This is a genomic window from Calditrichota bacterium (assembly GCA_016867835.1).
Lineage (GTDB): Bacteria > Electryoneota > AABM5-125-24 > Hatepunaeales > Hatepunaeaceae > VGIQ01.
Window position 1 is genome coordinate 1 of sequence record VGIQ01000024.1, and the last position, 20,959, is coordinate 20,959.

Sequence of the window (20,959 nt, forward strand, 5' to 3'; positions counted from 1 at the left end):
ATTTGGAGGTGTAGCGATCTTCATCGATGAGGAAGGGCGTGATTCTTACCCTCGGGACGAACCGGGTGCCGACTCGTCACTTTGGATCCAGGAAGGCTGGGGCATCGGGATCGATATGGCGCGGGATGTCGTAACCGAGAAGGAGGAGCCAATTCTGGATCCGGTTTTGACAGCGGAGGACAGCGCCCGCAGCGTCGAAGACCTCTTCAAGGATGCATCGCAGTGGGAAGTCGGCTCGGCGCGCGCCTCAGTTAAGCGCGCTCGTAAGGCAATCCTCACCAAGCCGGAGGCGGTGCGGTGGGTAATCGACAACAAGATCTCAACCCAAAACTCCCTTGAACTTCGCCCGATGGAAGACCTCGCTCGTGCTTATCCCGACTCCGCAGGACCGCTCCTGACAACCTGCCTGACGCCTAAGTCGGACCGTTGGGCAGTCGGCAACGCCGCCTATCTTTGCGGTGCGATTAAGTGGAAGCCGTCCGTCCCGGCGATGATGGCGCTCCTCGATGACAAGCGGGTCGAAAAGTCGCATCGAGCGCTCTTGAATGCGTTGGGACAGATTGGCGAGGTTGCAGCGTCGCCGTCGGTGGCGAAGTTCATAGTGTCGGAAAAGGAGCGCAACCGGCTCGCATCGATAGGAGCCGCCAAGGCTCTGGGGGATTCCATACTAATCGACGACCTTATCGCCCGGCTCGACGATAAGCAATTCACCGTCCGGTCGGCTGCAATAGAGGCTCTATCACGTTTCGGGAGCCAGGTTTGCGAGTCATTGGTGCGTTATTTGGAAAATGGAAGCGCCGGCTATCCCGAACTGGGGCTAAGAGCGCTGGCGAAGATACTGACCGCAGACAAGAATGATACCGTTCTGGATCCGGCAACCCGGCGTCGAGCAGTAAAGGCTATCGAACGGGCGCTCGAAAGCGACCAGCCGGCACTGCGGGCGGAAGCGGTATCATCGCTATATCGGTTGGGGAAGGGGAAAACCCGGGAGCGGATTGCCGCGAAGATGGATCTGGAACGCGATCCGGTTGTCCTGGCGGCTTATGCGAGGGCAATGCGGGAGGCGGGGGAGTAGGAGAGTGAGCATGTAAGCAAGTAGGCAAGTGGGCAAGTGAGCGATAACTCGCCTGCTGGCTCACTTGCCACGCGCTACTCGCTCGCGCGCTCACTTTCCTCCAGCGCTGAATCGACGACCTCCTCTTCGATCGGCAGAATCGGTGGAATGGAGATCTCCTCCTCGGCTTCTTCGACCTTCGTTCTTGGTTCTTCGCTCTTCGCTTTTCTATCGTCGGAACGGATCAGGCAGTCCTGGATGAAGGCGCGGTCGAGCAAGATGTGCCCGTCGCCTTCGTTTTGCAGTTCCCGCGAGCCTCCCAGCGGAAACGATGCCACGAAGATGTTGCATCCGAGGTCTTTGGCGAATCGAACGGCATAGATGTAGTCGCTGTCACCGCTCACCAGAACGATCGCCTCGCACGACTTGAGGAGACCGAATCGCACCATATCGACCGCGATCTGGACGTCGATTCCCTTCTCGGTCGGAAAGTATTGTGAAGAGAAGCCTTGCTCGCTGCGCAGGCGATGATAGACTAGATGCCCTAACTTCAAGGTTACGAACTGCGTCGCGCGGAGATTGTCGAAGAACTTCTGCTGCCGCTGGTAGCCGAGCGGATCGAGCGTCTTGGACACATGAGCGTTATAGTAGTAGATCCGTAACAGGTCGCCGCCTACCGCATTACAGATCTTCAGACCAAACTTGCGGAAGTCGATGTCGGTGCGGCTGAAGTTGAGTTGGCAGCCTTTGTAGAAGTTATTTCCGTCAATCAGAATCGCGATACGATACATTGGGCTTCAAGGTGTTAGGTTCGAGGAACAAGGACTATTATGGTGAACAAAAGTGCTATTCGGGTGCAACCTGGAACCGCCAGGCATCCGTATGTAGAAGAGAGCCATGAACTTAAGTATCAAGTATCAAGTACCAAGTACAAGAAGATCATTACAATATAGTCAGAAGGTAAACTATTCCCAAGTTGACTGAGTGGATGGCGACCACCACATTGGTCTATCTACAAGATGTTGATAATTGCAGGTTAAATCTCGTACTTCGTTCCTCGAACTGGTAACTCGTATCTCCAACTGACTTGAACTCGCTACTCGATAAGTTACTCGACCTCCCAAGCTCCCGGTCCCTGACGGCTGAGCTATCTGGGGAGCACGTGTTGGCAAAGGTGACCGGGTTGGTTGGGGCGCTGCCGGCGTTAATACCGGCTCTCGTGCTGCGCCAACTTGACCTGCCCGCACTGGTCGTCGTGCCGGGACCGGCGGCGTCCGAGGAGATGCTCGACGACCTCGCCGTGCTCGTCGGCGCCGACGCAGTCAGTTTCCTTCCGCCGCGGCACCTCCATCCCTTCGAAACAGAGCCGCTCGCGTCCGGTCCGCGAAACGAACGCGCTGAAGCGTTGCTCCGACTCGCCAGCGGCTCGCCGGCGATTTATGTGACCCAGCCCGAAGCGCTACTCGAGCCATCGCCGGATCGCGATTGGGTTCGCCGCAATACATTGCGACTGAAGATCGGCGATGACTACCCCCGCTCGCTTTTGCTCGCCAATCTTGCCGAAGCCGGCTACCGTCGCGAGACCGTCGTCGATCTGCAAGGCCAATATGCCGTGCGTGGAGGGCTGCTCGATATCTTCCCCTTCGGGCACGAATTTCCGCTCCGAATCGAGTTTGACGGCGACTCCATTTCGGAACTGCGTAAGTTCGACCCAACGACCCAGCGCAGCGTTGAAAAGGTGGAACAGTTTGGACTGCTCATCGGTGGCGAGGTGGATTCGCACAGTCGGTCGCTGCTCGATCTTCTCCCCCCCGGAGCGCTCATCTACTGGCACGACCGGGAGGCTATCGAAACTCGCATTGAGCAGTTTTTAACTCGCGCCGAATCCGTCGGACGTCGTGGCGCAAAGGATAGGGGCGCTTTCGACTCGGAAGCGACTCCTCAAAGGCTGCAATTTCATCCCATAAAAGAGATATTCCGGCAGGCTGAGGGCTTCCGGCAGGTCGTCTATCCTGGTGAAATCCGTCGCTCGGGCGACATCCTTGACTTTGCTGCCCGCCGTCCCGATCCATACGTTCCCGCCATGGGCAGTTTGGCCGATTACCTGCAGCGATATCGGGAAGCCGGCCTTACGATCTTCGGAACCGCAGACACTGCCGGCGAGTGCGAGCGATTCGAGGAACTGCTGACGGAAGGGGGGCTCGAAGGTCGCACGGTCACACCGGCACTATCGGGCGGGTTCATTCTCAAGTCCGCCGGCCTTGCGGTGCTGACGCTTCATGAATTGTGGGGCCGTCGCCGACAGCGACGCAGCCACGCGCGCTTTCGCAGGCGCAGCGCGGCATTCGATCTTTCCTCCCTTAATCGCGGTGATCTGGTCGTCCACACCGACTACGGTATTGGTCGCTACGAAGGACTGCAAACGATCAAGGTGCGCGGTGAGTATCAGGAAGTGATGCGCATCCGGTATCAGGAAGACGTCCTGCTCTATGTGCGGGTTGAGCAGTTCGGTTTGGTCGAGAAATTCATCGGTTCGGAAGGCGCCAAGCCGGTTCTCTCACGCATCGGCGGCACCGAATGGGCGCGCACCAAGAAACGGACGAAAAGGGCGCTCGAGGATATGGCCGATGAACTGCTGTCGCTTTACGCCCGGCGTAAGGCAGCGGTCGGTCATTCCTATCCTTCCGACACTCATTGGCAGTCCGAAATGGAGGCGTCGTTCGAGTTCGACGACACTCCCGATCAATCCACCGCCACGAGCGAAATCAAAGCCGACCTTGAAGCAGCACACCCAATGGACCGGCTGCTCTGTGGTGATGTCGGCTTTGGCAAGACCGAGGTTGCCATTCGCGCCGCCTTCAAAGTCGTTCAGGAGAGTCATCAGGTTGCGGTATTGGTTCCGACGACGATTCTTGCCCAGCAGCATTACGAGACCTTCAGCGAACGACTCGCCGCCTATCCGGTCAAAATCGCGGCTCTTTCGCGGTTCCAAACCTCGCGTGAACAGAAGGCGACTCTATCTGCGCTCAGGGAGGGCGAGTGCGACATCGTCATCGGGACGCACCGGCTATTGTCGAAGGATGTAGAACTGAAACGTCTTGGGCTGGTGATCATCGATGAGGAGCATCGCTTCGGCGTCCGGCACAAAGAGCGCCTCAAGCAACTAAAAACCTCGGTCGATGTGCTTACGATGACTGCGACACCGATTCCGCGGACGCTGCATCTCGCGCTCATGGGCGCACGTGACACCTCACAGATCAATACCCCTCCAGCGCTGAGGCTTCCGATTCAGACCGAAGTCCACGCCTTCTCCGAAGAGTTGATTCGCGATGCGATCCTGCGCGAGACTGACCGCAACGGCCAGGTCTTCTTTGTCCATAACCGGGTCGAGTCGATATCCGCGGTGAAAGCGATGCTCGAGCGCCTTGTGCCGGGACTGCGCTATGCCGTCGCGCATGGGCAGATGGAGGAGGAAGATCTCGAGCGGACGATGCTCGACTATATGCACCAGCGTAATGACGTCTTGATTTGCACTACAATCATCGAGTCTGGCATCGACATCCCGAATGCCAATACACTAATAGTCAACCGCGCTGACAAGTTCGGTCTGGCACAACTTTATCAAATCCGGGGTCGGATCGGCCGGTCGAGCCGGCAAGCCTATGCTTATCTACTGACACCCCCGCGCCTGGCGATGACCACCGAAGCCCGACAACGCCTCGCAACTTTGGCGGAACTGACCGACCTCGGCAGCGGGATGAAGGTGGCAATGCGCGACCTCGAAATTCGCGGAGCAGGGAATCTGCTCGGTTCACAGCAATCGGGGTTCATCAACGCGGTGGGTTTCGATCTATATACGAAACTTCTTGAGGAAGCGGTCCGGACGGTGCGCGGCGACGAACCCGATGACACTAATGCCGACTGGGAGACGTCGGTCGAGTTTGACGGACCCGCACTTCTGCCTCCGGACTACATCGACGACGGCGACCTGAGGTATGACTTCTACCGCCGGTTGGCACGTGCGACCGACCTACCCGAAATCGACCGTTTGGAGCGGGATCTGGCAGACCGCTTTGGGCCGCCGCCGCTTCCGGCGGGGAACCTGTTGTGGATCGCGCGGTTAAAGTTGTTGTCGCGTCGCCTTCGCTTTCTGACTCTGGCTATAAACGACGGTTTCCTGGCGGCGGGACTGATCCTCCCTGAAGCGCCGGAGGATGCCCGTCGCAAAATCCATCAACTCCTGACTGCGGCCAAGCCGGACGAGATCGAATTCAAAATGACCTCACCAGTGCAGTTAATCCGGCGGTTTCGTGAGTCCGACCGACTTAAAACCGCGGTCAGGTTCTTGCAGAGCCTTGCCGAGTCATCTATATTACAAGGTTAGGCTGTTCCATTGTGCTGGAGTGCTTGTAAAATCGTAAACATAGCGAGGCTAACTTTGCTCCTCGCATCTGCGACTGCCTCTTTGCGATGATAGACCTTGTCTGTAATGCAGATCAAGGTCCATTACCGTATTCAGCATGACATTCCGCATTCTACATTCCACATTTCGGAGACCTTCTCTATGCGCCGTACGTTCTTCCTTTCGGCTTTAATGTTGACTGCAGCGCTGTTGGCGCTGTTTATAGGCTGTTCACGCCGCCAGGCTGTAACCGACGATACTATAGTCGCAACCTGGGGTGACACCGCGATGACCGTCAAGCAGTTCAAGGACTGGATGCTTATCCGACATCGCGACGAATCGACTGCTGAGAAGCAGCCCCTGAAGGAGCGGCTCAATATCATCACCGAGTATGTCGTCCGCGACGCCAAGTTGCTCGAAGGAAGACGACTCGGTTTTGCTGAACGCGAGGACATTCAGAAAGAGTATCGCTCGGCTGTCGAGCGGCGCGCTGGCGATTTGCTCTACAACGAGCGCGTCCGCGACCGCTGCTTCGCCGAGAAACAGATACTCGACTGGTACGAGCACGACCAGGAGGAGGTTCGCTGCCGTCATATCCTGATCGCGATGGACACGACCGTGCGGGGGCGCGACACGCTAACCTACTGGAACCGGATCAACGAAGCCTCGCAGGCTGCGAAGTCGGGCAACGATTTCACCCGGCTGGTCGATACCTACAGCGAGGATAAGTCGCTCCAGCCCGCTGCCAAGGGTGATCTTGGTTTCTTCCGATGGGGCCGGATGGTCGATGAGTTCCAGGAAACGGCGTGGAAGTTGAAGCCGGGCGAGATTTCATCTCCGGTGCGGACTCGCTATGGCTATCATATCATTCAGATGATCGAACGCCGCCCGACTAACTGGGACTATCGCACCTCGCACATTCTGGTCAAGGTCAACCGCCGAGACGCACCGGCCGAGACGACCATTGCATTTGAGCGTGCGAAATCGATCCTCGCTGAAGCCAAAAAGTCAGGCGCAGACTTCGTCCAACTGGCGCGCAAATATAGTGAAGACGAGCGAACCTGGGTCAACGGCGATGTCGGCTGGGTCGCCAAAGGCACAATGCCGACCGAATACTGGGAAGCCGGCCACAAAATGAAGGTCGGCGAATTCACCGGCCCGGTGCGCACCTACAAGGGTTACCATATTATCCGGCTCGATGAAAAGCGCGATAAGAAGCGCTCGCTCGACGATAGCGAGGTGCGTGAAGAAGTCCTTTCCAATCTCTCCCGCGTTTACCGCGACACCCTAAAGATCGTCGCCGACGCCTATCTCGACAGCGTCCGCCGTGTCTTTGGACAGGAATACGACCGGCCGGTGGTGCAACTTATCCTGCGCAAACTTTCCGACAAAAGCACCCCGACCAATGTGAACCTCTTCTCGTCGTTCACTCCGCAGGAACGGGAAATGCTTGTGGTGCGGGACCGGCTGGGCGGAGTCAAGTTGCAGCAACTGGTCGATATGTATGGCGACCACCGCTTCCCCCCCAACTTCCGCAACGATGAGTCGTGGGTCCGCGAGATGACCGATCCGATTGCCACGCCGAGATACCTTAATGAACTTGCCAAATCGGAAGGCTACTACGACCGCACGGAAGTGATTCAGGACGGCAAGCGGGCGCTTGACAACGCCATTCTGCCCGAAATCGAGCGCGAGATGGTCTTCAACAAGGCTGCGCCCACCGAGGCTGAACTAAAGCAATACTATGAAGCGAACCGCGCCAAATATGGTCAGGCAGCCAGTGCGTCGATCTATGAAGTGATGGTAGATGACAAGCAACTGGCGAACGATCTGCTCGGTCGGATCAAAAAGGGGGAAGAGATATCGAGCCTTGCCCGCCGTTACACGATGCGTGAAAACGCCAAAGGAAAGGGTGGACGACTCGGACCGTTTGGCAAGGACGACTATGGCCCGGTATCCCGCAAGGCTTTAGAGATGAAGGTCGGTGAGATCGCTGGTCCTATCCAGAACGACAAGTTTTTCTCGGTGGTTAAATTGATTGAACTTACACCGGAAAAGATCCAGTCGTTCGACGAAGTGCGCCGTCAGATCGAGCCAGATGTCCGGTTCAATCAGCAGGCGAAGATCAAAGAAGATTGGGAGGCGGAAATTCGCCGTGCCTACAACATCACCTTCCACGAGGATGTCCTTCGCGCAGTCTGGCCGGAGATTGAGCAGCTCCCCGAAACGACCGCTAAAGAGCGACGCGACTGGAAAGAACAACGCCGCCAAGCCGGTCTGCGCAAACAGAGCGAAGATCAAATCAAACTGAAATTGCGCCCCGGTTCAGAGCAGGAGTTCACAACCAAGGAGGGCAAGAAGGTCCAGGTCAAGATCGGTGAGCCGCGATACCTCGACAAGGAGGGCAAGGAAATCGATCCGAAGAAGTCCACGGTCAAACTGACTCCCAAAGGACAACTCGAAGTAAAGCCGGGGACGAAGAACGATTCCAAAGATGCGCCGGTCATCAAACTGCAGCCCAAGGGCGAGTGATGCTGAACTTAGAATGCAGAATGTAGAATGCAGAATGAGTAATGGGATGGGAAGTTGAATCGTGGTAAGGTCAGGGTGGAGATGCCGGATTCAAAGTGTCGTTCTAAAGGATCACGTGACCGCTGGCAGTTGGGTGAGTTACGAAACAGGTTCCCGATATCGGTAACACCTGCTCTTTTCTCATTGCTGATTCTGTTTGCCAACGGCTGCCGGCCGGTTGAACAGGGCGACACCGAACCGCCTTTAGCCCGGGTCGGCGACCAAATCCTGACCCGGACTGAACTGCAAGCATGGGAGGCGGCTATCCATACCGAGCCGGTTACCGAGCAGATGCGCACGGCATTTATCAGGGCTTGGGTCGAAAACGCCGCGCTGGTCTATGCTGCCGGTGAAAGAGGGCTTCACGACGACGCCTGGGTGGCAACGCGCGCCGATGACCTGCAGCGGCAACTTCTGGTGGCACGGCTGATCGAATTGGAAAGCAGCGCCTCCCAGAGCATTAGTATTGCCCGATTAAGAGACTACTATGCCAAGCACGCTACCGAATTCGTCTGGCCCGAAACCCGGCTTGTTGTCGAATACTGGCAGTCGTCGAACCGGCAGGCTCTCGAAGCCCGACGCGAGACTTTAACCGGTGCCCGTCCCGGTCCGGCTCAACCGGGAGAATTCGAGACTGTGTCGCAAGGAAGTCTGACGATTTCAGAAGTATCCGATACCGCCGGATCGCTTTACCGCACGCTTCATAATCTTCCTTTGGGGGGTATTTCCAACATCCGACAACTGAGTCATAACTTCTTCCTCTTTCGTCTTCTGAAACGGCATGATAAGGGCACTCCGCAGCACTTCGAAGACGTGAGCGACGTCATCGCCCGTCGCGTTGAAGCCGTGGAGCGCAGCAGCCTGAGGCATGAACTGGCAAGCCGCATGGTCGAAGACCTGAGACGACGCGGCAAGTTGGAATGGAATCCTCCCCGTAACGCAGTGGACGAACAATGATCAGGTTAGAGGTTGGGAGATCGAAGAGGATGATACTTCCCGGTGCGCTGCTGGCTATAGCGCTGGGATCGAGGATGCTCCCGGCGGCGGAGACGATCGACAGCATTTGTGTCGTCGTCGATGATGAGATCATTCTCGAATCTGAAGTTGCCTACGGGATCAACTCGCTCCTTCTCGAACAGGGCATCCGGACCGGTATCAGCGATGAGAAACTGGCCGAAGTCCGGAGGCAAGTTATCCAGTCCTATGTTACCCAGAAGATATTGCTGGCTCGAGCCAACGAGGAGACGCTGCAAGTTGAGGATCGAGTCGTCAACCGGGAATTGAACCGGCGGTTCGAAGCTCTCGTGCAGCAAGCCGGTTCCGAAGAACGTCTGGTAGAATACTTCGGTAGGCCGCTGCCCCGGATCAAGAACGATCTTCGCAAGGCGGTAAGGGAGGGGATGTTGATAGATATGGTGCGCCGGTCGCTCTTCGGATCGGTGCAGGTGAGTCGGGAAGAAGTCGAGCGTTTCTTTACCCGTAATCAGGCCGGGCTTCCCGAGCGACCGGCAAGCGTCGAGTTGTCGCATATACTATTGGATGTCCAGCCGTCGGAGGAGGCCATCCAAAAGGCGCGGGATAAGATCGAATCGGCCATGGAAGCGCTGCGTTTGGGTGCCGACTTCGACTCGTTGTCAGCCCTCCGGTCGGACGATGCCTCTGCCGCCCGGGGCGGGCGGCTCGGATTCACCAGCCGCGGCGATCTGGTTCCCGAGTTCGAAGAGGTGGCCTATGCCCTCGAGCCGGGTGAGATTTCCGATGTCGTCGAATCGCCTTTCGGTTATCACATCATCCGGCTTATCGACCGGCAGGGCGAGCGTATTTCAAGCCAGCACATTCTGGCGAAACTTGCGCCCACTCCTGAGGATTGGGAAGACCGGCGGCAACAGGCTGAGGAGATAAAACGTCGGATATTCGAGGGCGGGGAAGACATGGGTGCATTGGCCCGGGAGTTCTCGTCGGATCGGGAGTCGCGCGATAAAGGTGGACGGCTCGACCGGCATCAGGTAGCCGATCTCCCTGAAGAATTCCGGAAAGCGTTGGATGGGCTAAAGGATGGCGATCTAACCGCACCGTTCGACACCGAATTCGGCGTTCATCTGGTGCGCGTGGAGCGGATTTATCCTGAGCGACCGATATCGCTCAAGGAAGACTGGCAGGATATAGAACAGGCGGCACTCACCGCCCGACGCGAGGAGACCTTTGTCAAGTGGCTGCAGGAACAACTCGACCGGCACTACATCGAGCCGCCGTTAGTTGTTAAGAGTGAAGAGTGAAGAATCAGTCTTATCGCCATCGTTGACAATCTACATTATTCCGCATTTTACATTCTACACTCAGCATTTACGCCCGCACCAGATTCGGATGGCTTCCGGCAATCGCGCGCCGGGTATCGACGACCAGTTCGCACCACTTTAGCAACTGCGCATGATCGACCGGGCTGTGCCGGGTCGAGATCACCGCCACATCGAACTGACCCGCCTCTTCATAGTCGATCGAACGCCTTCCCGCCAGCGAAGCGTGCTCCCGGGTCCTTGGAATCACCGGAATAAAGGGATCGTAATAGCCGGTTTCGGCTCCCGCCGTCTCAAAGAGTTCTATCAGCCTGAGCGAAGGACTCTCTCGCAAGTCATCGACGTCGCCTTTATAAGCCAATCCCACGATCAATACTCTGGTTCCCTTCAATGACCGTCGGCGCTCGTTTAATGCCTTCATCGTTTGATCGATGACATATTCGGGCATTGCGGTGTTGATCTCGCCAGCCAATTCGATGAAGCGTGTCGCAATCCCATACTCGCGCGCTTTCCAGGATAGGTAGAACGGATCGATCGGGATACAGTGTCCGCCTAAGCCGGGTCCCGGATAGAATGGCATATAGCCGAACGGCTTGGTCGAAGCCGCCTCGATCACCTCCCAGACATCGATTCCCATCCGGTGGAAGATCACCTTCAGTTCATTCACCAGCGCAATGTTGACGCTGCGGAAGATGTTCTCCAGAAGTTTCGTTGACTCCGCAGTCGCACAACTCGATACCGGCACCACCCGTTCGATGATCTCACCATACATTGCCGAGGCAACTGCGAGACATTCGGGCGTAAGTCCGCCGACGACCTTGGGTATAGTCGCGGTGGTATAGTTGCGGTTGTTGGGATCTTCACGTTCCGGCGAAAAAGCGACCCGGAAATCAACCCCTGCTCTTAGCCCGGACCCCGCCTCCAACAAGGGAACCAACACTTCTTCCGTGGTCCCCGGATAAGTCGTCGATTCGAGCGATACCAATTGACCCGGATGCAGGTAGGGGGCTATCGAGCGGGCGGTCGATTCGATAAACGACAAGTCCGGCTCCCAATGCGGACCGAGCGGCGTTGGGACGCATATTATGACAGCGTCGGTTTCTGCAATACGGCGAAAGTCGGTTGTGGCGTCGAACATCCCCGCCCGGCTTACCGCAGCGACGGCATCAGATGGGATATGCTTAATATAGGATCGACCCTCTTTCAGCATATCGACCTTGTCCTGGTCGATATCGAAGCCGATCACGGCAAGGCCTTTGCGCCCAAATTCGAGGGCTAAAGGCAGTCCTACATAGCCCATTCCGACGATGCCGATTATTGCGGTATGGTCCTGGAAGGCGGCGATAGACGTTGCCCGGCTGGAGGTCTCCGGTGGAGTTTGCAGGTTCTTCCTTTTCGCTCTATGCTATTCGTTCACTTGGTATAACGTCTCGACCTTGGCGGTCAGGTAATCGACCAGTGGTGTAGAATCGAGCGGTCGTCCGGTGGCGACTTCGATCAACTTCGCCGGTGGGTACCTTCGGCCGTGGCGGTGGATTCTATCGGTGAGCCAAGTCCTTAGCGGAGCATATTCGCCCATCGCAAACATCGCATTCAGGTCACCGAGGTCCTCGGATGCCTTGGCGTAGAGCATTGCCGCGTTCAGGTTGCCGAGCGAATAGGTTGGAAAGTAACCGATCAGACCGGCGCTCCAGTGGATGTCCTGAAGGCAGCCTTCGGTGTCGGTCGGGACGGGAATGCCAAAGTAAGATTGAAACCGCTCACGCCAGACGCCCGAAAGGTCGGCAACTGAGAGATCGCCTGACAATAGCGCACGCTCCAGTTCAAAGCGAAGCAGGATGTGGAGATTGTAGGTCACTTCGTCAGCTTCAACCCGGATAAACGACGACTTCACTTCGTTGATGGCGAAGTGGAACCGATCGCGCGGCACACCTTGAAACGTCGGGAAAGTTTGTTGTAGTTCTCCATACCAATAGCGCCAGAAACCCTCCGACCGCCCCACAAAGTTCTCCCACATCCGCGACTGCGACTCGTGAATGCCGAGCGAAACTGCGTCGCCCATCGGGGTGCCTTCGAATTCCGCCTCAAGATTCTGTTCGTAGATAGCGTGTCCGGCCTCGTGAAGGACGCCGAAGAATGCCGCATTCCAATAGTCTGGATAGAAGCGGGTGGTGATGCGGACATCGCATTGTCCGATCGTCGTGCAGAATGGATGAGTTGTAACGTCGAGCCGGCCGCGTTCGAAGTCGTAGCCGATAGCGCGCGCCGCCCGTTCGGCGAAGACCCGTTGGGCTTCGACCGGGAAGTCGCTGCGCAGAAACGACGTATCGAACCTGCGCGGGGCTTCCGCCACTTTGCGAACGAGAGGCACCAGTCGATCACGTAACTGCGACAAGACCGCCGCTACTTCCGAGGTCTTTGCACCCGGCTCGTAGGTGTCAAGGAGCGCGCTGTAGGGCTCGTCGCTCCAGCCATAACAGTCAGCCTGACGCCGCTTTAGTTCCAAGACCTTTGATAGGTGCGGAGCGAATGCCTGGAAGTTGTTGTTCTCCCGTGCGTCACGCCAGGCCCTTTGTGCCAATGTCGTAATCCGCGACATCTCCTCGACAAGTTCGACCGGGAGTTTCATTGCGAGGTCGTAGTCGCGCTGCCACTCCCGGACGTTGACCTGCTCTTGCTCGGATAGGCCCGATTCGCCTTTCAACTGTCCAAGTAGGTCGCCGATGGCTGAATCGGTCGCCTTGCGATGCCTAAGTCCCGCGATCCAGGCGAGTTGTTCTGCACGTCCCGGGGAGGCCTTTTCGGGGAGGTAGCAACGTTCGTCCCATTCGAGGAGCGCTTCGATGCGACCGATTATGGCAACTTCACTCTGAAGCGCCTTAAGGCTTGTATATGTTGTTGTTGACAAGGTTGTTTACGGAATGAAGTTGATACAAAGGTGAAGAGTCGAAAGGAAGTGATGATGGATACCGGTTACAAGTTACCTTAATGCATCGTGACAGGCAACAGGCTTCAACCTTTACGAGCCCGTAGTCCGTTGAAAATGACGAGCAGCGCCACGCCGTCGTCCGCCACCAATGCCAGCCATAACGAGGTATATCCGGAGAGTGCGAGGATCAGAAAGAGTGCTTTGATCCCGATTGCGAGTCCGATATTGACGGCAACGATCCGGTTGACCTTTGCCGAGAGTCGCATAAGCCACGGGAGGCGGTCTATACGCCCGCTCAGGAGGATGATGTCGGAGGTTTCGAGAGCGGCATCGGACCCGGTGCCGCCGACGGCAATGCCGATATCTGCCGCCGCAAGCGCTGGAGCGTCGTTGACGCCGTCGCCGACCATTCCGACGGGGCCGTAATGTTCTCTAATGCGTCGGATAGCCTCCAGCTTTTCGCCCGGCAGCAGTCCGGCGTGGACTTCTCCGGCACCGACATCTTTCGCAACCTTCTGTGCAACGGCAGTCTGATCACCGGTAAGGATAGCCAGGTGTCCGATACCCTGGCTCTGCAGATCGTCGAAAGTCGCCCTGGCAGCGGGCCGGACCGCGTCCGAGAGCCCGATAACGCCGAGAACGGCTTCCTCGGACCGGACCAACACCGGCGTGAGGGCGTCCCAATCGCTTGAAGTGAATGCCTGTTGCGAAGCAGTTAGGTGACCATTGCCGTTATCCTGCAGCCCTTTTCCAACCGTAATGAGTTGCCCCTCGACAATTGCCTCAGCTCCCCGCCCCGGCAAAGCCCGAAAGTTCATCGGTGAGACCAGTTTGAGGCCTCGCGCGCTTGCCTCTGAGACGAGTGCCCGTCCGATGGGATGCTCAGAGTGAAGTTCCACTGAAGCCGCAAGCCTAAGTAGATCATTGGGTAATAGACCGTTAAGCGGCTCGACCCGGCGAACCGTCAGGCGGCCTTCGGTGATAGTGCCGGTCTTGTCGAAAGCGAACGCCTTCAAGCGCGAGACCTGCTCGAGGTATCGTCCGCCCTTTATCAGGACGCCGCTGCGCGCCGCCGAAGTCAATGCCGCGGCTACCGTCACGGGGGATGCAAAGACGAGCGAACAGGGGCAGGAGATGACCAGCAGCGCCAACGCGCGATAGATCCACTCGCTCCAGAGTGAGCCGAACAAGAGCGGCGGAATAACCGCCGTAAGAAGCGCCAGGCCGGTTACCACCGGGGTATAAACTGCCGCAAAGCGCTCAATCGTGGTCTGCACCGGTGTCCGGGCACGTTGCGCGGCTTCGACCATGCGCACTATCCGGTCGAAGGTGGAGTCCCCTGGAGCACGAGTCACGCGGATTTCGAGCGCGCCTTCGCCGTTCAAGGTGCCGGCGAGGACGTCATCTCCCGCGGATCTCGCAATCGGGACCGACTCGCCGGTGATGCTCGATTGATCGACGGAAGTGGAGCCTCCCACAACAACGCCATCTGCTGGCAGAAGCATCCCCGGCTTCACTAACACGTGGTCGTCGATGCGCAACTGGTGCACCGGTCGCTCGACCGGCTGACCGCTTTCAAGGCGAAGCGCGGTTCGGGGCGTCAATGCCAGCAACCTCCGGGTATCGCGACGGGCGCGGTTCAGGCTCGCTTCCTCGATGTATTCTGCAATGCCGAAAAGGACGACTAGCAGCCCGGCTTCAGTCCACTCTCCGAGTAGAGCCGCTCCGACAGCGGCTCCAGCCATTAGGAAGTTCATGTCCAAACGTCCCTTAAGGAGCGCCTTTAGGCCCTTCCATCCAACGCTCCATCCGCCGGCAGACATGCCCGCAGCGATCAAGACGATACCGGCAAGGTCATATCCGGTAAAATCCCGCAGGGTAATGCCCGCGCCTACCAACAGAATCGAGGTCACTATCGGCAGAAGCGGTTTCCACTGGAAATCATTCTCTGGAAGCACCGTATCCGTTTCGACGCGCAGAACGGCACGATAGCCGGCTCGTTCGACGGCTTTTGCTATCGCCTCCGGATGCTGTTTCCCCGGCGATAGCGTCATCACACCACCGGTTAAATCGACCTCCACCTGCCGGACGCCATTTAGTTTGGAAACGGCTCCCGCGACATGGGAAGCGCACGACGGGCAGTCCATTCCCGAGACGTCGAACGTAAGCAGCGATCTATCCGGCAAGTGTAACCTCGGCGTTAATACTGGTTGGGGTTGGCAGTTCTTCCCGCGCATGATCCCGCGCTACTGCGAGCAGCGCCGATACGTGCGCATCGGCAAGGGAATAGAAGACCATACGGCCGCGACGACGAACCTTGACGAGGTTGCGCTGACGGAGCAAACGCAGGTGGTGCGAAGTGCTTGACTGCGACTGGCCGACGATTGCTGCAAGGTCGCAGACGCATAGTTCCTCCTCCTGCAACGCCTGGACGATCCGGAGCCGGGTCGGATCCGCAACGACCTTGAAGATCGCCGCGGTGCGCAATGTGAGGTCTGTCGCTCCGATTGCCTGCCGTATCCGGTCCACAACTTCAGGGTTGACTTCCTGAACCTCACACAGTCCGGGACTGTCGAGGATGTCTATCATATGAGTCATTGTTTATATATTACGATCTCTCTCGCACGATGTCAACCTTATTGCAGGTGGTCATGCTCAATCTTTGAATTTGGTCGAGGGCGAATAGCCCAAGTCGCTTATCGGGCTTTTCATTCGCCGAAGGATCAGGACTTGAACAACACTAATGCGTATATTGTTGAGTACCGACTTTCGACGACAACCAAAACCCTGAACACCACCAACAAAAAGGTCAGAATCCTGCGACAGCCGCAGGAAATGTCGCAACTTGCCGACCTGTGGCATCGGGAAGGACTGCGCATTGGCTTAGTTCCGACGATGGGTGCGCTACACGCCGGACACTTGAGTCTGTTTCGGCTCCTTGACGGATGCTGCGACCGAAAGGTGGCGAGTATATTTGTCAACCCGATCCAGTTCGGACCGGAGGAGGATTACACTCGCTATCCGCGAGACGAAGTCTCGGATTTATCGCTACTCACCGGTGCGGGATGCGACGTCGTTTTCGCTCCCGAACGGAAAGCGGTCTTTCCCGATGGCTTTTCAACTTATATCGAGCCTGCGGATTTGCTGACTACGCTCTGCGCTCCTTTCCGGCCGGGGCACTTTCGAGGCGTTTCGACTATAGTGCTCAAGTTATTCAACGTTACCCGCTGCGATGCGGCTGCATTTGGGCTGAAGGACTATCAACAGGCGATGGTTATCCGCCGAATGGTGCGAGACCTCGACCTGCCGGTTGAACTCCACTTTGGTGAAACGCTCCGCGAACCGGACGGGCTTGCGATGTCGTCGCGCAACCGTTATCTATCGTCTGACGAACGCAGGGTTGCTGCAACGCTGCCGCATGCGCTTGAAGCGGCGCGCAGAATGGCTGCAGGCGGTGCTGTTAAGGTAGATGACATCATTAGAATTGTAAGCCAGCGCGTGGTTGACGCCGGTGCTCAGGTTCAATATGTCCAGGTTGTCGATCCGGACAACTTGTCGCTGAGGAGTGAGATAGGCTCAAAGGCCTTACTGGCAGCAGCGATCTTCGTCGGCAGGACTCGCCTTATCGACAACGTATTGGTAGGCCCGGAAGGTGAGACGAAACCGATTGCAGGCGGGAGCGTTGAATGACTATTAGGCCGCTCATCGCCGTCATCCTTGCGGCGGGCAAAGGCAAACGGATGAAGTCGGACCTGCCCAAAGTGCTCCATCCGCTCGCCGGCCGGCCGCTGGTGCACTACGTGATCGATCTGGCTCGCGATGTTAGTGCAATGCGCATTATTCTTGTGATAGGCCATGGACGGGAGCAGGTAGAGCGGCAGACCAAAGCCACCGGTGTTGAGTATGCCGTTCAGGTTGAACAGCGCGGCACAGCCGATGCCGTAATGGCAGGCAAAGACCTGCTCTCTGACTTCGATGGCGACCTGCTCATTCTCTCCGGCGATGTGCCGCTTCTTAGGAAGAGGTCCATTGAGCAAGCACTGGAACATCATCGCCGGACCGTCTCAGTAGGGACGGTGTTTACGTTTACGCCTGACGATCCGGCTGGTTACGGGAGGATACTGCGCAGCCCGGAAGGGGCGTTGATAGGCATTGTTGAGGAGAAAGATGCCGATGAGCGCGTGCGTGCCATTTACGAAGTGAACGCTGGAATCTACATCTTCGACAGCCGGGCGTTATTTCAAGCCCTAGCCCGGATCGACAGCAACAATGCTGCCGGGGAGTTCTATATCACCGACGCAGTGGCGTTATTGCGCAACGACGGGCTTCCTCTGGCGGCCTGGCATATCGACGATCCAGTCGAAGTTGCAGGCGTCAACGACACAGCCCAGTTGGCTGTGCTCGAGGTGCAGCTTGCCGTCCGTCGCGGCGGTTGACAAGCGGCTGCCGATTTCGTAATATGAAATGAATCACCCTTGTAGGGAGACAGGAGATAATTTTTATGAAAATCACAATAACCGTCGCATTAGTTGCGCTTCTTCTGGCGACAGTTGCGATAGCCGGGCCCTACAGCAATCAGACGCAACTCGGCTTCAAGGATTATCTGATCGGCGGTCGTTCGGGCAGCGGCTTGCTGCTCGATCCTTCGCGCCTGACGATCAACCATCAGGTGAGTATGGGTTTCAGTTCCGCCGGGCGGTCGTCGCTCCTGCAAAGCATGTATGCGACCAATATGGCTTACAAACTCTCCAATCCGCTCACACTATCACTCCTGATGGGAGTTCAGAACAGCCGTATCAGCGGTTACGGTATGGAGGGTGGCTTTTCGTCACTGGTCGGCGGTGCAGCACTTGACTACCGGCCGTCAGAGAACCTCTTCATGCGGCTCGAGTTTGTTCGAGGACCGGGTTACTATGGCCCTGCCGACAGGTTCGGATCGCGCCGCGACTGGCCGTTCGACTATGGTGCCGGATCGGACTTTCTCCGCACCGGTCGCTAACCAGTCTCCATGACTCGATTTACCTTCAATCTTCTTTCGGATACATCAGGTTCGCGATGTCCACCAATCCTCGGCCGCGAATGAGATACGACGCTGACGATCCCGACCGCCGCCTGCGCGTCCGTCTCGATCTCTTGATTGGACTGATGATCGTCCAGGTGCTGCTCTCAATTGGTCTCTGGGTCGATCGTTATCGTTCCCAGGGCGGGACGCCGCTGCCACCGGCTGCTCAAGAGGCGTTTCAGACACCGGAATCGGCATCGCCTTCGACACCTTCTTCGCCGCCGCTCTCGGTGCTCGACGAGACGCCGGTTACGCAGGTCTATACCAGCGATCCGGTGATCGAGGAGCCCCCCGTCGTCCGCGAGCCGGTTAGCGAGCCGAAACGTGAACCGGCAGCCGGATCGAAGATTCGTATTCAAGTCTTGAACGGCTGCGGTGTGCCGGGTGTTGCCAAGCGGGCGCGCGATTGGCTGGCGCGACGCAACTACGACGTTCGTGACGTTGGCAATGCCGACCGGCAGGACTACCGGATGTCGAAAGTGGTCAATCGCAGCGGTATCCAGGGCGCTGCGCGCGACCTTGCACGGGTGCTTGGCGTCGACGAATCCCATGTCTCCAATCAAGCCGGGCCAGCCGGGCTCGACTTCGATCTTACCTTCATCATCGGCAAGGATTATAAGCGGTTGCCGTTTGCCCGCTAAACCCCGCCGGGCACTGCTGCCTCGCACCCTCGCCCGCCGCGCCGCGCTCCTTGCGGCCGACAAACAGGCTCTCGACATCCTCGTCCTCGACGTTCGCGCTGCAACCGACTTCACCGACTTTTTTGTGATATGCAGCGGTGCTGTCGATGTTCACGTCTCCGCCATCGCCGACCATATCGAACGTGAAATGCGCGCCATGGGTTATCGTCCAGCTCATACTGAAGGCGCCGACACCCGACGCTGGATTCTGCTCGATTACGTCGATATCGTAGTGCACATCTTCCAACCCGATGCGCGCACCTATTACGCCCTCGAACGCCTCTGGGGGGATGCCAAAGTTGTGAATATCAAAGGTCTGGAGGAGTCGTGAGGTTGACGGCCGAAATAGCCGGACATCTGCGCGACCTGGCATCTTCGCTTGGCGTTGAAGTTTCCGAGGCGCGGGTCGAACTGCCGCGTCAGGGTGCCTTTGGCGATTTTGCTTCCAACCTTCCGATGGTAATCGCCGCGCGGCTTGGCCGCAAACCCATAGAAGTAGCAGAAGAAATTGCGCGCCGCTATCCCACATCAAGCGAGGGTGTTGGTGCCGTCGAAGCAGCGCCTCCCGGCTTTCTCAACTTTCACCTTGCCCCCGGCTGGTTTCACAATCTCCTGCGGGAGATCCTTGTAAGTCCAGGCGAGTATGGCGCCAGCCGCGAAGGTGCCGGTCGCCGGTGGAATTTCGAATTCGTCTCCGCCAATCCTACCGGCCCGCTTAACGTCGTTTCGGCGCGAGCCGCGTCGGTTGGAGATGCCCTCATCCGCATCTTCCGGCGACGTGGTTTCGATGCGGTAAGCGAATACTACTTCAATGATGCCGGACGACAGGTACGATTGCTCGGTGCTTCGGTGCTGGCACGGTCGGATCAAATTAGGTCCGGCATTGCGGAAGTCGTCATTCCGGAGGACGGCTATCACGGCGAATATGTTCTTGACATCGCCCGAGCCTGGCAGGAGGCTCAACATGAAGCGGCCTATGAGAATGACGAAAGCGTCGGGGGATGGGCGACCAACTGGATGCTCGAGCGGCAAAGAACGCAATTAAATCGCTTTCGGGTTGGGTTCGACGTCTGGTTCCGGGAGGCATCGCTTCACACCGACGGCCGGGTTGAAGATGTCGTGAGGAAGATGAAAGAGGTCGATCAGGCTTACGAAAGAGAGGGGGCGCTATGGTTCAGGGCTTCGGCTTTTGGGGATACAGACGACCGGGTGATGGTGACTTCGGAGGGACGGGCAACCTACCGGGTGCCCGATATGGCTTATCATCTCGACAAGTTTGGACGCGGTTTTGAGAAGGCAGTCGTCCTGCTCGGCCCCGATCACCACGGCGCGATCATCACGCTGCAGGCGGCGTTGAAGGCGTTGGGGCTGCCGGACAGTTTCTATGAAGGCATCATTGTCCAGCAGGTTAATCTCCTGCGCGACGGCGAACCGGTCAAGATGTCTAAGCGTGCCGGTCAACTCGTAACCCTCGATGAACTGGTCGATGAGGTGGGTGTCGATGCGGCGCGGTTTTTCTTTTTGAGGCGCAAGATCTCGACGCCTCTCGACTTTGACATCGAACTGGCCAAACGGCATTCGGACGAGAATCCGGTTTATTATGTCCAGTATGCCCACGCCCGCATCTGTTCTATTCTGCGCCAACCGGGAGCAGACGCCCTTAACGGGACCCCTGCAAAGTATCTGAACCTCTTGCAGGAAAAGGAGGAACTCGACGTCCTTCGGTCGTTGATGCTCTTCGACTGGACGCTTGAGGCGGTGGTGCGGAGTCTTGAGCCGTCGCTAATGACGACCTATCTGATCGACGTTGCGAAGGCGTTTCATTACTTCTATACGAAACACCGGGTGCTGACCGATGACCGGGAACGGTCTTCCGCGCGACTGGCGCTCTGCCGTGGGACTGCGGCGGTCTTGAAGGAAGGGCTGGAACTGATCGGCGTCGAAGCGCCTGAGAGGATGTAAGTTAG

The 20,959-nt window shown here is 57.5% G+C and carries 15 protein-coding genes; 10 read left to right on the forward strand and 5 right to left on the reverse strand.

Going from position 1 to position 20,959, the window contains the following annotated elements:
• Window positions 1-1,149 precede the first annotated feature (1,149 nt).
• The gene (locus FJY67_04220) at window positions 1,150-1,845 is read right to left on the reverse strand and encodes an NYN domain-containing protein (protein ID MBM3328667.1); all 696 of its coding nucleotides are present in this window, start codon (window positions 1,843-1,845) and stop codon (window positions 1,150-1,152) included.
• A gap of 374 nt (window positions 1,846-2,219) precedes the next feature.
• Between FJY67_04220 and mfd the strand changes: the two genes are divergently transcribed.
• The 4 genes from mfd (at window position 2,220) to FJY67_04240 (ending at window position 10,303) form a co-directional block, all read left to right on the forward strand.
• Entirely contained in the window at window positions 2,220-5,438 is a 3,219-nt protein-coding gene (mfd, locus tag FJY67_04225; protein MBM3328668.1) for a transcription-repair coupling factor, read from the forward strand.
• A 105-nt stretch (window positions 5,439-5,543) separates the two neighbouring features.
• On the forward strand, window positions 5,544-7,988 hold the full coding sequence (locus FJY67_04230; protein MBM3328669.1) for a hypothetical protein: 2,445 nt from the start codon (window positions 5,544-5,546) through the stop codon (window positions 7,986-7,988).
• A gap of 183 nt (window positions 7,989-8,171) precedes the next feature.
• The gene (locus FJY67_04235) at window positions 8,172-8,984 is read left to right on the forward strand and encodes a peptidyl-prolyl cis-trans isomerase (protein ID MBM3328670.1); all 813 of its coding nucleotides are present in this window, start codon (window positions 8,172-8,174) and stop codon (window positions 8,982-8,984) included.
• Window positions 8,981-10,303, forward strand: a complete 1,323-nt coding sequence (locus FJY67_04240; GenBank protein ID MBM3328671.1) for a hypothetical protein — start codon at window positions 8,981-8,983, stop codon at window positions 10,301-10,303. Before FJY67_04235 ends, FJY67_04240 begins: the two co-directional genes overlap by 4 nt.
• Before the next feature lie 67 nt (window positions 10,304-10,370).
• Here the strand turns inward: FJY67_04240 and FJY67_04245 are convergent, their stop codons facing one another.
• The 4 genes from FJY67_04245 to FJY67_04260 form a co-directional block, all read right to left on the reverse strand.
• Window positions 10,371-11,621 (reverse strand): nucleotide sugar dehydrogenase, encoded by a 1,251-nt coding sequence (locus tag FJY67_04245; GenBank protein ID MBM3328672.1) that lies wholly within the window; start codon window positions 11,619-11,621, stop codon window positions 10,371-10,373.
• Window positions 11,622-11,726: 105 nt separating this feature from the next.
• The gene (locus FJY67_04250) at window positions 11,727-13,229 is read right to left on the reverse strand and encodes a carboxypeptidase M32 (GenBank protein ID MBM3328673.1); all 1,503 of its coding nucleotides are present in this window, start codon (window positions 13,227-13,229) and stop codon (window positions 11,727-11,729) included.
• Between the two features lie 104 nt (window positions 13,230-13,333).
• Complete coding sequence (locus tag FJY67_04255; protein ID MBM3328674.1) at window positions 13,334-15,487, reverse strand: cation-translocating P-type ATPase; 2,154 nt, start codon at window positions 15,485-15,487, stop codon at window positions 13,334-13,336.
• Entirely contained in the window at window positions 15,426-15,839 is a 414-nt protein-coding gene (locus FJY67_04260) for a winged helix-turn-helix transcriptional regulator (protein ID MBM3328675.1), read from the reverse strand. Before FJY67_04260 ends, FJY67_04255 begins: the two co-directional genes overlap by 62 nt.
• Between FJY67_04260 and FJY67_04265 the strand changes: the two genes are divergently transcribed.
• From FJY67_04265 to FJY67_04290, 6 genes are all read left to right on the forward strand, one after another.
• Window positions 15,840-16,940 carry a pantoate--beta-alanine ligase gene (locus FJY67_04265; GenBank protein ID MBM3328676.1) on the forward strand — a complete coding sequence of 367 codons (1,101 nt, stop codon included), beginning with the start codon at window positions 15,840-15,842 and terminating at the stop codon, window positions 16,938-16,940. It abuts the gene before it with no gap.
• Window positions 16,937-17,686, forward strand: coding sequence for a UDP-N-acetylglucosamine pyrophosphorylase (locus FJY67_04270; GenBank protein MBM3328677.1), 750 nt, complete (start codon window positions 16,937-16,939; stop codon window positions 17,684-17,686). The genes FJY67_04265 and FJY67_04270 overlap by 4 nt, the downstream gene beginning before the upstream one ends.
• Window positions 17,687-17,751: 65 nt before the next feature.
• Window positions 17,752-18,249, forward strand: a complete 498-nt coding sequence (locus tag FJY67_04275; GenBank protein ID MBM3328678.1) for a hypothetical protein — start codon at window positions 17,752-17,754, stop codon at window positions 18,247-18,249.
• A gap of 56 nt (window positions 18,250-18,305) precedes the next feature.
• On the forward strand, window positions 18,306-18,953 hold the full coding sequence (locus FJY67_04280) for a LytR family transcriptional regulator (protein MBM3328679.1): 648 nt from the start codon (window positions 18,306-18,308) through the stop codon (window positions 18,951-18,953).
• Window positions 18,862-19,323 (forward strand): ribosome silencing factor, encoded by a 462-nt coding sequence (gene rsfS, locus FJY67_04285; protein ID MBM3328680.1) that lies wholly within the window; start codon window positions 18,862-18,864, stop codon window positions 19,321-19,323. The genes FJY67_04280 and rsfS overlap by 92 nt, the downstream gene beginning before the upstream one ends.
• A complete protein-coding gene (locus FJY67_04290) occupies window positions 19,194-20,954 on the forward strand; it encodes an arginine--tRNA ligase (protein ID MBM3328681.1) in 1,761 nt (586 codons plus the stop codon). Before rsfS ends, FJY67_04290 begins: the two co-directional genes overlap by 130 nt.
• Window positions 20,955-20,959 lie beyond the last annotated feature (5 nt).